Source organism: Pseudomonas sp. (genome assembly GCF_026224925.1).
Lineage (GTDB): Bacteria > Pseudomonadota > Gammaproteobacteria > Pseudomonadales > Pseudomonadaceae > Aquipseudomonas.
Map to the genome: position 1 here is coordinate 1 of NZ_JAMFRV010000363.1, position 13,873 is coordinate 13,873.

Consider the following 13,873-nt stretch of genomic DNA (forward strand, 5'->3'; position numbering starts at 1 on the left):
AGGTGTGGTTATTAATTTTGGGGCGATACTTGGAACGATTGTGTTCGGTCTTTTAGGCGCGCGCTATAAAATTAAAACCTTGCAGGTTTTCTTCTTGATCGCCACTGCGGTGCTTGTGGTTGTCTTTGGTTGTTCGTTAGGCAATTTGAACCTGGCCCTGATGCTAGGGCTTGTCGTTGGGATATTTGGCGTGGGTGCAACGGCAGGGCTGCATTCCATCGCCCCGATGATTTATAAATCAACCCATCGAGCGACGGGTGTCGGCCTTGCTATTGGCGTCGGTCGCTTAGGCAGCATGTCATCGCCGACAGTGGCCGGGATACTGCTTGATCAAGGTTGGAAACCCACGAGCTTGTTCTTTTTGGTCGGTGTTGTTTTAGCAGTTTCAGCAGTGGCAGTTGTATTGATGAAAGATTTCAGCAGCTCGCCCATAAAAAATTAATATCCATGCTTCCCTTGGGACTCCGTTCCCTGAAGGCAGTGCGGCCCCACGATGATCTGCGTTTTGTAGATATCTGAATTAGAAGCCGATGCGTAGCTGGCGTTAGACACAGTCCATACACTCGACTCACAACAGCCGGACAGTGCGGCTGTCACTACAACAACAAGAGGCAATGCCCATGAGTCGCAAGTCCAACAAGGTGCGCAGTGGCGTACTTGGGGCGGTGCTGTGTGGAATCTCCATCTGCGCCCTCGCTTCGGTGCCGGCTTCCGAGGTCGGCGACCCTGCGCACCGCACAGCCTTGATCTCCAATCAGGCGGACCAGGCAGTCTTGCTGGGTGCTGCCATCACTGGCAGTAACCGCTTAGTCGCCGTGGGGGAACGTGGGCTGGTGCTGCTGTCCGATGATGCTGGCGCGCACTGGCGCCAAAGCCCCGTCCCCGTTAGCGTTACCCTAACGTCCGTGCGCTTCGCCGGTCAGCAAGGGGTTGCAGTCGGTCATGGTGGTGTGGTGTTAACCAGCAACGACGGCGGCGAACACTGGGTGCTGCGCCTCGATGGACGCCGTGCCGCAGAGCTGGCTCTGCAGGCGGCGAAGGCTGACAACAATCCAGCATTGATCGAACGTGCGCAACAACTGGTGGACGAAGGTCCGGACAAGCCGTTTCTGGATGTGGCGATAGACAATGACGGGCACCTGCTAGTGGTGGGCGCCTACGGCATGATCTTCGCTTCTGCGGATTTCGGGCAGAACTGGAGCCCCTGGATGGGGCGTCTGGACAACCCTGACGGGCTTCACCTGTACGCGATTCGCCAGCGTGGCAATGAGCTGCTGGTCGCCGGGGAACGCGGCTTGGTGCTGAGCTCTGTCAACAACGGTGCAAGCTTCACGCGGCTAGAGACCTCCTATAAGGGCAGTCTGTTCGTCGCCGAATTGCTCGGCGAGCGGGATATTGTCGTTGCCGGGCTCAAGGGCAGCCTGCTGCGTAGCCATGACGGTGGCGTGACTTGGCTGCGCCTCACTGCCGCCGATGCTTCTTCGTTTACCGGCTCCGCCCTCGGTGCCGACGGTTCCCTCTACCTTGTGACCCAGGCCGGTCACGTGCTCGGCCTGCAGCACGGGGCTCTGGTGCAACTGAGTCAGCACGCCTTGCCATCGCTGAACGGCATCGCACCGGTCAATGCTGAAAACGTTTTAGTGCTCAGTAATCGCGGGTTGACCACGCTGCGACTTGATGGGCCCGCGGAGGGTCTGAAATGAATCTGAATATCTCTCTGCCAGGACCTACCCCAATGGCCGATTTCGACTCCCGTTCCGGTTCACTGGTCGAACGCGCGATATTTAACCATCGCTTGATCGTAGTGGTGCTGTGCTTGCTGTTCACGGCCTTCTTCGCCAGCCAGTTGCGTCACCTTGAACTCTCTGCGAGCTTCGAAAAGATGATTCCGCAAGGGCATCCCTATATTCAGAACTTCACTGCCCATGAGAAAGACCTGGTGGGACTTGGCAACGCCGTGCGCGTCGTCTTGGCCAATCCCAAGGGTACTCTCTATGACGCACAGTACATGGACGCTCTGCGTGAGTTGAACGACGAGTTGTTTCTGATGCCCGGTGTCAATCGTATGCAGATGAAGTCGCTGTGGACGCCGTCGACTCGCTGGGCTGGCGTCACAGAGGACGGCCTGGAAGGTGGGCCGGTGATTCCGGACGGCTACAACGGATCTCCAGCCAGCCTGCAACAACTGAGGGATAACCTGTCACGCTCCGGCGAAGTCGGCCGTCTGGTCGCTACCGACTTCCGCTCCACCGCTATCTTCGTGCCATTGCTCGCCAAAGATGCCCAAGGCCATGCGCTGGACTACGCAGCACTGGCAGAGTCTCTGGAGCAATTACGCCACAAGTACCAAGCACGCGGCTATGAGATGCATGTCACCGGTTTCGCCAAGCTGGTCGGCGATCTGATTGATGGGGTGCGTAGCGTCTTGCTGTTCTTTCTCATAACCCTGGCATTGAGCAGCGCCGTACTTTACTGGTTCACCCGCTGCTGGCGTTCCACCGCTGCTGTGGTCGTTGCCTCGCTGATTGCCGTGGTCTGGGAACTCGGCATGCTGCCGACCCTCGGCTTTGCGCTTGATCCCTATTCCATTCTGGTGCCATTCCTGGTCTTCGCCATTGGCATGAGCCACGGCTCGCAGAAGATGAACGGCATCCTGCAGGATGTCGGGCGAGGCGCCAGCAAGCTGACGGCCGCCCGATTCACCTTCCGTCGTTTGTTCGGGGCTGGTATGGCCGCGCTGGTGATCGATGCAGTCGGCTTCGGCGTGCTATTTGTGATCGACATCGAGGTGATTCGCGAGCTGGCGCTGGCCGCCTCGATTGGCGTCGCAATTCTGATTTTTACCAATCTGATCCTGCTGCCGGTGATCCTCAGCTACGTCGGTGTCTCGCCGCGTGCTGCACAGCGAAGTCTGCGCGCTGAACACGCCGAGCAGAACGGGGCGGCCAGGCATTTGATGTGGCGCGTACTCGACCGTTTCACCCAACGTCGCTGGGCCATCGGTGCGATCGTCGTCAGTTTGCTGCTAGCTTTGGGCGCGTGGAACGTTGCCAGCTATCTGCAAGTTGGTGACTTGGACCCAGGCGCGCCGGAACTGCGCCAGGATAGTCGCTACAACCGTGACATTGCTTTTATGAACAGCCGCTATGGTGCCTCCAGCGACGTACTGGCGATCATGGTGAAGACCCCGGCGGGCTACTGTTCTGCGCTATCGACCCTGAGTAAGGTTGACGCCCTGGAATGGCAGTTGCGTCAGCTCGAAGGGGTGGAAAGCACCGATACCCTGGCTCTGCTGAGCCGGCGCATGAGTGCCGCACTGAATGAAGGTAACCCGAAGTGGTACGACCTTGTGCCCAATCAGGACATGCTTAATACGATCACTGCCAGCGCCCCGCGTGGACTCTATGACGACAGCTGCTCGCTGCTGACGTTCTACGTGTACCTGGCTGACCACAAGGCCGCCACGTTGTCGCGGGTCACCAAACACATCGAACAATTCGCTGCGGCGAATAACACCGAAGAAGTGCAATTCCTGCTGGCGGCTGGCACGGCCGGCATCGAGGCCGCCACCAATATGGTAGTCACCGATGCGTGGCGACGGATGAACCTGCTGGTTTACGCCATTGTCGCGTTACTGGCGTTGGTCACTTTCCGCTCCTGGCGTGCGGTGATCGTCGCAGTGTTGCCGCTGATGCTGACCTCAGTATTGGCTGAGGCGTTGATGGTCGTTCTGGGCATGGGCGTGAAGGTCGCAACGTTGCCAGTGATTGCCCTAGGCGTTGGTATCGGTGTCGACTATGCGCTCTACATCCTGTCGGTAATGCTGGTGCAACTGAAAGCCGGACAACCCCTTTCAATGGCGTATTACCGCTCGTTAATATTTACCGGCAAGGTGGTGATGCTGACCGGCATCACACTGTCCATTGGCGTTGCTACCTGGCTGGCAAGCCCGATCAAGTTTCAGGCTGACATGGGTGCGTTACTTGCCTTCATGTTCCTGTGGAACATGCTAGGCGCGCTGGTCCTGGTGCCGTCGCTGTCGGTATTCCTGTTGAAACCGAAGCAAGGCCTAGTAACGGAGCGGCAACTCGTGTCGGGCAAAATAGATACGCCAATACTTGAACAGATCGACCGCTAGCCTGAGTCGTTCATAGGCTCAAAATAAATAAGAATAAATAGTGAGGAGAGCAACCTAAATGATCAATTACGATCTTATATATCCGGGCAACCCCGACCAGTACCTGGACGATCTTTGCGATCGAGTTTCAAAGGGCATGGACGAAGGCCTTTTACCGGTCGAGGTTTTTCGCGACGACGCCGTGTTCCGCGCGGAAATGGAACGTATCTTCACTCGCAACTGGATCTTCGTTGCCCACACCTCGGAAATCCCCAATAAGGGCGACTATGTGTTGCGCCGCATAGGCATCGATAAGGTCATCGTTACCCGTGACGACGATGATCAGATCAACGTGTTACTCAATCATTGCCGGCACCGTGGCTCGGAACTGTGTCATCAGGACAAGGGTAATACACGGCATTTCAAGTGCCCGTACCATGGCTGGACCTATCGCAATAACGGCGACTGGGCCGGCGCTCCGCACCTCAAAGATGCCTACGGCGGTCCGTTGGATAAAAAAGAGTGGGGCCTGTTGCGGGCGGCCAAGATCGAGGCCATTCATGGCTTTGTTTTCGCCTCGCTGAGCGAGGATGTGCCGCCACTGCGCGAATACCTGGGTGGCGCGGCGTGGATGTTCGACGCGTTGTTCGGTCTGCATCCGGATGGCATGAAGGTGCTCAAGGAGCCAGAGCGCTTCGTGGTCAAGGCAGACTGGAAGAGTGGGGCTGAAAACTTCAGCGGCGACGCTTATCACGTCAGCACTGCGCACTTGTCGGCCTCGATGTCGGAGTTCATTCCCGGGGTTAACCAGGTCAGCAGCCTGGCCAGTGGTTACGATTTTGGCAACGGCAACAGCTTTATTGGTCATGCACTGCCAGAACTGATCGCACCGATGTTCGATTTCTGGGGCTACCCGCAGGAGTTCCGCGACCAGTTTGACCTCAGCAAACTCGACGAAGTGCAATTGGAGATGCTCAAGAAGGTCCCACCGACCATCGGCACCATCTTCCCTAACTTCAGCTTCCTGCGCTTCCCGCAGCCTGACGTGCCGGGTGCGATGCCGGTGCCGTTCACCAGCATCCGCATGTGGCAGCCGGTGGCTCCGGGCGTGATGGAGCTGTGGAACTACGAGTTGGAGTATGACTTCCTCCCAGAAGAGTTCAAGGCTCGAGCGTATATGGCCGGCCAGTTCGGTTTCGGCTCAGGCGGCATCTTTGAGCAAGACGACACCGCTGTCTGGGAAGGCATTGCCAAGGTTGCTTCCAGTCCTTGGGGTCGTACCAAAGGCATGCGCCTGCATTACCAACAGAAGCGCAGCGGCGCTGATCCGGATTGGAAAGGGCCGGGCGAATTCCACCCGTCGATCTATGGCGAATACAGCCAGGAGCGTTTCTGGCGCCGCTGGGTGAAGGAAATGACTGAAGGTAAGAGCGCGAGCAAACCTGCCGATCAGTGCGACGACCAAGGAGGATGCGAGTGATGAAACATTTGCACGAAATGCGTGGGGTTGCAGAGGATTTTCTCGCCCGTGAAGCACTTATTCTCGACGAGCGCCGTTTCCGCGACTGGTTCGCGCTGCTTGACGACGAGATTGACTACGACGTGCCGATCCGCATCGCCATGCGCAATTATGCTGACGAGTTTCCGCCAGGGGCGTTTCGCATCAAGGACTGCAAAGCGCATATCCAGACTCGCATTGCGCGTCTGGAAAGCGATCATGCCTGGGCCGAAGTGCCGCCGTCACGCACTCTGCGTGTGGTCGGCAGCGTGTTGGTGGACGCCACCGAGCATGCCGACGTGATCTCGGTTGTCAGCGCAATGATTCTTTACCGCCAGCGCGGTCACGACGAGCTGGGTGATGTCATCCCGGTACGCCGCCACGACTTACTGCGGATCACCGATGACGGCCTCAAGTTGCTCAAGCGCAGGGCGTTGATCACCCACGCGGTGCTGCAGACGCCAAATCTTGGCGTATTTCTGTAACAACAAAAACAAGGGAGCCGTGACATGGCGAACGAAAAAGTGGAAGTGCTGCTCGATGCGCTCAAGTGCCAGGGCTACGGTCTTTGCCTGGGAGCAGACGACGTCTTCGAGCTGGATTCGGTGACGAACATTGCCCATCTGAAGCAGCGCTTCGTGGACATCTCGCGTAGAGACGAGTTCGAGCAATTGGTACGAGACTGCCCGGCTGCAGCCATCAGCCTTCGTGTGGTTCAAGAGTGAATACTGGAGCAGCGCATGAGTGACATTGCGAAAAACCTGATTGGCCGTAAATTTGACCAGATCTGTTTCGTCGTCCCGGACCTTGAAGCGGCGATGGCCATGTGGAGCAAAACCAATGGCGTCGAAGTGTGGAACGTCGCCCATGACCTGGCCAAGGAGCAGACTCAGAAGGAATACCGTGGACAACCCGGTGACTTCCAATTCAGCTGCGCCTACGGCTTCGCCGGCGATACCCTGATCGAGCTGGCCCGGCACGACGGCGGCAATAGCCTATACAAGGATTGGATCGACAGCCGTGGCTACGGCCCGCACCACATTGGTTTCCGCCAGTCGAGCGCCGAGGAATACGCTCAGGCCGAGCGTCATTACCGGGAGCAAGGGCTGGAAAAGGCCATGGCTGGTTTTTTCGAAGGTCCTTTCGGTAACTGCCGTTGGAGCTATTGGGACACCCGCGAGCTGATCGGTTTCTACACCGAGCTGTACTACGTCGACGGTGAACTTAACGAACGCATGGCCGCACTGCGCCGTGGCGAGAACGTCAGCATCACTTCCTGATCCGACCGGGGCGAGCGTTGCTGCCGCCCCATGAAGCGCACAGACGAATAACGGAGTAACGATTCATGAATATCATCGGTCCAGATGCGGTGGTCTTCGGTGTGGACGACATCGAAGTCGCAACCAAGTACATGACAGATTTCGGTTTGAAGCCTGCAGGGCGGGTGCGCGAAGGACTGCTGTTCGAAACACTGGACGGCACCGGCGTGATTATCTGCCAAGCCAGTGACCCGAGCCTGCCTCCAGCCCTGAGCCCGACCAACAAGGCGCGCAAGATCGTCTATGGCGTCGCCGACCAGGAGAGTATCGAACAGATCGCTGCCGAGCTGGGCAAGGACCGAGAGGTCAAACGCCTGGACGACGGTGCCATTGAGGCACTCGACGACTTGGATATTACATTGGTGTTCCAGCTGACCCGGCGCCGCGAGTTAAGCCTGCCGGCCGAGAAGATCAATGCGCCGGGAGCGCCGCTGCAGCGACCAGTCAATTGTGTCGGCGTCGACGATCAGGATGTTCTGCCGCAGGTGCGTAGCCTGGGGCACTTCGCGATGTTCGTACCCGACGTGGCCAAGGCCGAGGCGTTCTATGTCAACCGCCTGCAGTTTCGCGTCAACGACCGTCTCGGCGGTGGGCCATTCATGCGCTCCAAGGGCACTCTGGAGCATCACACCATGTTCCTTATCCAGGGCCCGCCGCAGCTCAAGGGCATCGAGCACATGGCGTTCCATCTCGGTGGCCCGAGTGAAGTGATGCAGGCGGGCAACCGCTTTCGAGATTTGGGTCATACAAGCTTCTGGGGGCCTGGCCGGCACAACTTCGGTTCAAATTGGTTTTGGTATTTCGACGGTCCGCTGGGCTGTCGTTTCGAGTACGACGCGGACATGGACAAGCACGACGACAACTGGGTCCCGCGTGAAGTACCGCTCCATGCGGATAACGCCCAGGCGTACCTGATGGAAATGCTCGAAGAGAACTGGGCACCCTTCAACGGCCCGCGCAAACCGGCGAACAACCCTGCCTGACGGCAACACTTCGCTGACCCAAAAGCCGAGGCCCGCACCTCGGCTTTTTTGCTTTTAGACCGTGGACAAAAGCGGTCACGCCAGCCTTGCATTTGTTGGATATCTGTCTTGAGGGAATCCCTCTGGCTCCCCTGAAGCGTGCTCCCTAAGATGGAGTTCAATGAGTCGGAAAGTTTTACCGAAGTGACTGTTTTGGTAATGAACAGACAATGATAAGAACAATAGAGAAGGCAATCATGACGAAGGGCAATTCATATCGTTTCACCGGCGTCGAGTGTGTCAGGTTTGCGGTAGAGGACCTTGCGAATGCGTGCCGTTTCGCTGCCGACTGGGGGCTTTCTTATGTACCCTCGGCCGATCCGGAGGTGAAGCTTTTTCGTGCCGTCGACGGCTCGGAAGTCCAGGTCGTCGCCACTGACCTATCGCGCATCGAACGCACACCGATTGGTGGTGGCAGCGGCTTGTGCGAAATCGTCTGGGGCGTGGAGGATCAGGCCACCCTCGCTGCACTGGCCGAGGATTTGGGGCGCGATCGTCGCGTCGAGTTAGATGGCGCAGGCGTGTTGCACAGCGTTGACGACCTGGGCATTAATTTGGCCTTTCGCATCGCCCAGCGCAAACCGGCGCATTTCGATGTCACCCGCTATAACGCGCCGGGCCAGCCGACCCGTATCAACCGTCGCGCGGTGACCTACAAAGTCGCCAAACCTCGCGAGATTAGCCATATCGCCATTGGTGTGGACGACGCTGGCGAGGCCGCGCGCTTCTACATTGAGCGTCTGGGGTTCATCGTTTCCGACCGCTATGCTGATCGCGGTCTGTTCATGCGTTGCTCGCCGTCGGGTAACCACCACCACGTTTTCTTCATGAACGCGCGGGTACCGGGAACTCGCTTCAATCACTTGGCCTTCAAAGTGCGCGACATCCACGAGGTCATCGGTGGTGGGCAGCATCTCGATTCTCTGGGTTGGAAGACGTTTGCCGGCCCAGGGCGCCATACCATTTCCTCGGCTTGTTTCTGGTACTTCCAGACGCCGTTCGGCGGCTCTTGGGAATACGCCGCCGACGAGGACATCGTGACAGACGAGTGGGAAGCGCAAGACTTCGCCGCTATCTCGCACATCTTCTCCGAATGGACTTTCGGCCTGGAAAAATCCGACGGCACCCTAAAGGGGCCTATTTCCGCCAGCAAAGAACAGAAGCTCTAACACCCCAGCGTCCTCATCGGGCGGCCAGATACTCCATCGCTGCGGCGAGAGTGGAGGGTGCCCCTTTACCAGGCTTCGAGGAGCAGTTTTCATGTCCGAATTGAACGCCCATCAAACCCCATATTGGATCGAGTTGCTGCACGCCCAGGTGCGTCAGGTACAGGGTAAGTATCGCACCCGCATCATCGAGGCAGGCTCGGGCCCGGCGTTGATCCTGTTGCACGGCACCGGCGGCCATGCTGAAAATTACGCTCTGAATATTGCCGAATTGGCCAAACGCTTTCATGTCATCGCCATGGATTTCCTTTGGCATGGCAAATCGCAGACCGAGGGCTATGACCCGCAGATCATCCCCAACCTGGTTGATCAGGTAATTGATGTGATGGACCAGCTTGGGCTGGCCAGCGCCTTCGTCGAAGGCCAATCGCTGGGTGGCTGGGTGGCAATGCAACTGGCTTTGCGTCATCCCGAGCGGGTCGATGCATTGGTGCTGACCACGACCATGGGTTACACGCCCGACGCGGGCGTTATCGAAGGTTATGTCGAGCCGGATTGGGCGAGCAATCTGCCGAGTTCGCTGGAAGTGCTGCGCGATCCCAGTTTCGACAACGTTCACATCCGTATGGCACGCATTCTGGCCAAACCAGAGCGGCTCACCGATGAGGCGGTCCTGGTGCGGCAGGCGCTCTATCGCCAGCCGGAGCTTGCCGCCGTGCAGCAGCAGTTCATCACCGAGTATCTGGCCGGGCCGAGCATTCGCCAGCACTTGGTGACCGACGCACTGGCGCGGCAGATCTCCCAGCCTACGTTGGTGTACTGGGGCGATCGTAATCGCACACCACCAGCCTTGGGCGAGCACATTGCGCGTCAGGTACAGAACGGTACCTTTCATTGCGCCAGCGACACGGGGCATTGGGCCCAGTTCGAGAGCGCTGTCGAGCATAACGAGGTCGTGACGGCCTTCCTTGAATCGAGGCTATCAGCGGAGAAAAGCACCCTGTCGACAACCGCTCTGAATCCGGTAGGCCGCTGGGAAATCTTGACCTGGGAACAGGCCTTCGACGACGGTCGCCGTGAGCTACCGATGGGCGAGAACTTGCAGGGTTTCATCGTGTACACCGAAGGCGGCCACATGGCTTGCATGATCGCCAAAACCGAGCGGCCAGGTTTCGAAACCGGCGGTCAGTGGAACGCCAGCGATACCGAGAAAGCTCGAGCCTACAGCAGCATGCTGGCCTATGGCGGCCGCTACGAGGTACACGGCGACGTTATTACGCACCTGGTCGATATCAGCCTGTTTCCCAACTGGATAGGTGGTGCTCAGAAGCGCCGTTTCGAGGTCAATGCCGACGGCACGCTGACCTTGAGCGCGCGACTTGAAGAGGGCACCCCGCAGGCCCGCAGCGCACGCCTGGTCTGGCGGCGTGCCAACGTTTGAATCACAGAGAGACAACGATGAATAACCAACAAAATCCAGAGATCGGCCAGAGTATTCAGACCGGCTCAGTCACCACCAACTTCCACGACGTCGGCAGCGGTGAGCCCATTTTACTGCTACATGGCTCTGGTCCTGGCGTCAGTGGCTGGGCCAACTGGCGCCTGAGCATTCAGAGCCTCAAGGACGATTTCCGCCTGTTGGCCCCCGATCTGGCCGGGTTCGGCTTCACCGAGACGCCGACGGACATCGCCTACACGCGCCAAGTCTGGCTGGATCAGATAGTTGCCTTTCTCGATGCCTTGGGTGTCGAGAAGGTCACTGTGGTTGGCAATTCGTTCGGTGGATCTATGGCTCTGGCGTTGGCCATCCATCATCCGGAGCGCGTGAACAAGCTGATTTTGATGGGCAGCGTCGGCGTGCCTTTTGAACTCACGGCTGGCCTGGATGCGGTGTGGGGTTACGAGCCATCGCTAGAGAACATGCGGGCGATCATGCGCATCTTTGCTTACGACCAGAAGCTGGTTGGCGACGACTTGGTGCGCATGCGATACGAGGCGAGCAAGCGCCCCGGTGTACAGGAAGCCTATTCGAAAATGTTCCCTGCGCCACGTCAGCGTTGGGTTGAGGCGATGGCTCATAGCGAGGCTGAGATTCGCGGCATTGCTCACAAAACGCTGCTGGTTCACGGTCGTGACGACAAGGTGATCCCGTTATCCACCTCGCTGACTCTGCAGCAATGGATCGACGACAGCCAACTGCATATTTTCGGACGATGCGGCCACTGGACCCAGATCGAGCATGCCGCTGCCTTCTGCCAGTTGGTGACGAATTTCCTCAAGGCAGATTGATCGCGCTCCTCTGCATTTGAACAAGAGCCGAACAACAAGAACAAGGAATTTCGCTATGACTAAAACAGTACAGAAAGCGCTGATAGTCGGCGCCGGCACAGCCGGAATGTCTGCCGCCATTACCTTGCGGCGCATCGGTGTCGAGGTTGACTTGATCGACATCAACCCGAACTGGGGTGCGCTGGGCGCCGGGCTCACCATCACTGGGCCGACCCTGCGCGCCTTGCACCAGCTCGGTGTATATGCGGACATGGTCGAAGAGGCGTATGTCGGCGAAGGCATCCAGGTCTGCAATACCCAGGGCGAGCCGCTGCGCAAGCTGGCAACCCCGATGCCGGCCGACAGTCCGACCGCAAGCAGCGGCGGCATCATGCGTCCGACACTGCATAGGATCCTCGCTCGGCACGCAAACGCCGAAGGCTCGGCGATCCGCCTGGGCCTCACTGTCGATGCGCTGGAACAGGATGACAGTGGCGTACACGTGACCTTCAGCGACGGCAGCCGTGGTAGGTACGACATAGTACTGGGCGCTGACGGCGTGTTCTCTAAGGTGCGCGGACTGATCATGCCTGATGCGCCCAAGGCCGAGTACACCGGCCAGAGCTGCTGGCGATTGTTTCTCGAGCGCCCGGCCAGCGTCGAGCGTCGTACTTTCTTCCTCGGCGGGCCTTACAAGGTAGGCTTCTCCCCGGTGTCGGCGACGCATATGTACATGTTCCTGCTCGAAGGCACCCCGCAGGTATTCATCGAACCGGCAAACTTCCATTGCGAATTGGCCAAACGCCTGGAGAGCTACGGAGGTCTGCTCGCCGAGGTCCACGACTCGCTTAGCGAGAAGGATAACGCGGCGATCAACTTCCGCCCTCTAGAGATATTCAGCCTGCCAGCGCCTTGGTATCGCGGCCGCGTCCTGTTGATTGGTGACTCTGCGCATCCCACAACGCCGCAACTGGCCTCTGGTGCCGGTATGGCCATCGAAGACGCATTGGTCCTGGCCGAGGAGTTGGTGCTGGATGACGGAGTGGAGCAGGCGTTCGCTCGCTTCATGGACCGCCGTGAGGCGCGTTGCCGACTAGTCACCGATAGCTCAATGGAACTCGGTCGCCTAGAGCAAGCGCGGGCGCCGGTCGAGGAGCAGACCAAGGTGGTCGAACGTGCACTGCTGATTCTTAGCGAGCCTATTTAAGCGGGAGTTTCCGATGAGTATTAACGATTCGCTGCTGCAAGAAATCAGTGTCGACCTGTACAACGCCCAGCGCAAGGCCGAGGCCATCGCGCCGCTCACTGAGCGTTATCCGGACCTGACCATCGAACATGCCTATGGGATCCAGCAGCGCCTGATGGCCTTGCGTCTTGACGATGGTGAAAGGGTGGTCGGCAAGAAAATTGGTGTGACCAGCCAGGCGGTGATGAATCTTCTGGGGGTCGGTCAGCCGGACTTCGGCATCCTCACCGATGCCATGGCCGTTAACTCTGGCGCGGCCATCGCAGCGTCCTCGTTGATCCAGCCCAAGGCTGAGGGTGAGTTGGCGTTCGTGCTCAAGCACGACCTGATGGGGCCAGGCATCACCGTCGCTGACGTGTTGCGCGCCACTGAGGGCGTGATGGTGTGTTTCGAGATTGTCGACTCACGCATCCATGATTGGAAGATCAAGATCCAGGACACCGTGGCCGACAATGCCTCCTGTGGGGTTTTCGTGCTCAGCGACCGGTTGGTTTCGGTGCGGGACGTGGACTTGAGTCTGTGTGGCATGGTCTTGGAGAAAAACGGCGAGATCGTTGCCACCGGTGCAGGTGCCGCGACCATGGGTTCGCCTGCGGTGGCCGTGGCCTGGTTGGCCAATACCCTGGGGCGGCTGGGCATGTCGTTGAAGGCGGGCGAGGTGATCCTCTCCGGTTCGCTCGGCCCGATGATCCCGGTCAAGGCGGGCGACAATCTGCGGGTGTCCATCGGAGGCGTCGGTAGTTGCTCGGTTCGTTTCGCCTGACGCAGAAGGGTAACGAATAGAAGCGATTCAAACTGCCTCGAAAATAATCAGGAGACAAAGTATGGGTTTCGTACTTAAAGAGTCGATCCTTGCCGGGATCATCGGCGGCATCATCGCCGCGATCCTGGCCTTCAGCATCAATCAATTCCTAGTGCCGTTCCCGCAAAGCATTCTGGACAACTCGCTGGGCAATGGCATCAGTGGCTTTATCAGTGGCCTGCTCAGCGGCTTCGTCGGGGTTTATCTAGTGCTGCGTAAAGTAGCCAATAAAACATAGACACTCTGGGCCGGCTTCTATCGGCCGGCCCGTTATGCACGGCTGGAGCTATGCAATGAACAATAAACTCAAAGTCGCCATCGTCGGTTCCGGCAACATCGGCACCGACCTGATGATCAAGATTCTGCGTAATGCAAAACACCTGGAAATGGCGGTCATGGTCGGCATCGACCCGGCTTCCGACGGTCTTGCCCGTG

At 58.4% G+C, this 13,873-nt stretch carries 14 protein-coding genes and 1 pseudogene; all 15 read left to right on the plus strand.

Annotation, left to right across the window (positions count from 1 at the left end; all coding sequences use genetic code 11):
* Window positions 1-442: MFS transporter (locus M0974_RS15760; RefSeq protein ID WP_297838517.1), on the plus strand; the 442-nt coding region annotated here is incomplete at its 5' end.
* 178 nt (window positions 443-620) lie between these two features.
* A complete protein-coding gene (locus tag M0974_RS15765; protein WP_297838520.1) occupies window positions 621-1,703 on the plus strand; it encodes a YCF48-related protein in 1,083 nt (360 codons plus the stop codon).
* Window positions 1,700-4,138, plus strand: coding sequence for an MMPL family transporter (locus M0974_RS15770; protein WP_297838524.1), 2,439 nt, complete (start codon window positions 1,700-1,702; stop codon window positions 4,136-4,138). The genes M0974_RS15765 and M0974_RS15770 overlap by 4 nt, the downstream gene beginning before the upstream one ends.
* Before the next feature lie 58 nt (window positions 4,139-4,196).
* Window positions 4,197-5,597, plus strand: coding sequence for a Rieske 2Fe-2S domain-containing protein (locus M0974_RS15775; RefSeq protein WP_297838527.1), 1,401 nt, complete (start codon window positions 4,197-4,199; stop codon window positions 5,595-5,597).
* The gene (locus M0974_RS15780) at window positions 5,597-6,100 is read left to right on the plus strand and encodes an aromatic-ring-hydroxylating dioxygenase subunit beta (protein ID WP_297838529.1); all 504 of its coding nucleotides are present in this window, start codon (window positions 5,597-5,599) and stop codon (window positions 6,098-6,100) included. Before M0974_RS15775 ends, M0974_RS15780 begins: the two co-directional genes overlap by 1 nt.
* A 24-nt stretch (window positions 6,101-6,124) precedes the next feature.
* Window positions 6,125-6,340 carry a ferredoxin gene (locus M0974_RS15785; RefSeq protein ID WP_297838531.1) on the plus strand — a complete coding sequence of 72 codons (216 nt, stop codon included), beginning with the start codon at window positions 6,125-6,127 and terminating at the stop codon, window positions 6,338-6,340.
* Between the two features lie 15 nt (window positions 6,341-6,355).
* Window positions 6,356-6,895 (plus strand): VOC family protein, encoded by a 540-nt coding sequence (locus tag M0974_RS15790; RefSeq protein ID WP_297838533.1) that lies wholly within the window; start codon window positions 6,356-6,358, stop codon window positions 6,893-6,895.
* 65 nt (window positions 6,896-6,960) lie between these two features.
* Window positions 6,961-7,917, plus strand: a complete 957-nt coding sequence (locus tag M0974_RS15795) for a VOC family protein (RefSeq protein ID WP_297838536.1) — start codon at window positions 6,961-6,963, stop codon at window positions 7,915-7,917.
* 236 nt (window positions 7,918-8,153) lie between these two features.
* Window positions 8,154-9,125 (plus strand): VOC family protein, encoded by a 972-nt coding sequence (locus tag M0974_RS15800; protein ID WP_297838539.1) that lies wholly within the window; start codon window positions 8,154-8,156, stop codon window positions 9,123-9,125.
* Window positions 9,126-9,216: 91 nt separating this feature from the next.
* Entirely contained in the window at window positions 9,217-10,563 is a 1,347-nt protein-coding gene (locus M0974_RS15805; protein ID WP_297838542.1) for an alpha/beta fold hydrolase, read from the plus strand.
* Window positions 10,564-10,580: 17 nt separating this feature from the next.
* On the plus strand, window positions 10,581-11,411 hold the full coding sequence (locus tag M0974_RS15810) for an alpha/beta hydrolase (protein ID WP_297838544.1): 831 nt from the start codon (window positions 10,581-10,583) through the stop codon (window positions 11,409-11,411).
* A 55-nt stretch (window positions 11,412-11,466) separates the two neighbouring features.
* On the plus strand, window positions 11,467-12,597 hold the full coding sequence (locus M0974_RS15815) for an FAD-dependent oxidoreductase (RefSeq protein ID WP_297838545.1): 1,131 nt from the start codon (window positions 11,467-11,469) through the stop codon (window positions 12,595-12,597).
* 13 nt (window positions 12,598-12,610) lie between these two features.
* Window positions 12,611-13,399 (plus strand): 2-oxopent-4-enoate hydratase, encoded by a 789-nt coding sequence (gene dmpE / locus M0974_RS15820; protein ID WP_297838547.1) that lies wholly within the window; start codon window positions 12,611-12,613, stop codon window positions 13,397-13,399.
* Window positions 13,400-13,460: 61 nt separating this feature from the next.
* Entirely contained in the window at window positions 13,461-13,676 is a 216-nt protein-coding gene (locus tag M0974_RS15825; protein WP_297838550.1) for a hypothetical protein, read from the plus strand.
* A 55-nt stretch (window positions 13,677-13,731) separates the two neighbouring features.
* Window positions 13,732-13,873, plus strand: a pseudogene (locus M0974_RS15830) (acetaldehyde dehydrogenase); the annotation flags it as partial.

Coding starts and splice junctions, on each gene's coding strand:
- M0974_RS15810 (WP_297838544.1), top strand. CDS start 10,581: ATGAATAACCAACAAAATCCAGAGATCGGCCAGAGTATTCAGACCGGC.
- M0974_RS15805 (WP_297838542.1), top strand. CDS start 9,217: ATGTCCGAATTGAACGCCCATCAAACCCCATATTGGATCGAGTTGCTG.
- M0974_RS15815 (WP_297838545.1), top strand. CDS start 11,467: ATGACTAAAACAGTACAGAAAGCGCTGATAGTCGGCGCCGGCACAGCC.
- M0974_RS15790 (WP_297838533.1), top strand. CDS start 6,356: ATGAGTGACATTGCGAAAAACCTGATTGGCCGTAAATTTGACCAGATC.
- M0974_RS15800 (WP_297838539.1), top strand. CDS start 8,154: ATGACGAAGGGCAATTCATATCGTTTCACCGGCGTCGAGTGTGTCAGG.
- dmpE (WP_297838547.1), top strand. CDS start 12,611: ATGAGTATTAACGATTCGCTGCTGCAAGAAATCAGTGTCGACCTGTAC.
- M0974_RS15795 (WP_297838536.1), top strand. CDS start 6,961: ATGAATATCATCGGTCCAGATGCGGTGGTCTTCGGTGTGGACGACATC.
- M0974_RS15780 (WP_297838529.1), top strand. CDS start 5,597: ATGAAACATTTGCACGAAATGCGTGGGGTTGCAGAGGATTTTCTCGCC.
- M0974_RS15765 (WP_297838520.1), top strand. CDS start 621: ATGAGTCGCAAGTCCAACAAGGTGCGCAGTGGCGTACTTGGGGCGGTG.
- M0974_RS15785 (WP_297838531.1), top strand. CDS start 6,125: ATGGCGAACGAAAAAGTGGAAGTGCTGCTCGATGCGCTCAAGTGCCAG.
- M0974_RS15825 (WP_297838550.1), top strand. CDS start 13,461: ATGGGTTTCGTACTTAAAGAGTCGATCCTTGCCGGGATCATCGGCGGC.
- M0974_RS15775 (WP_297838527.1), top strand. CDS start 4,197: ATGATCAATTACGATCTTATATATCCGGGCAACCCCGACCAGTACCTG.
- M0974_RS15770 (WP_297838524.1), top strand. CDS start 1,700: ATGAATCTGAATATCTCTCTGCCAGGACCTACCCCAATGGCCGATTTC.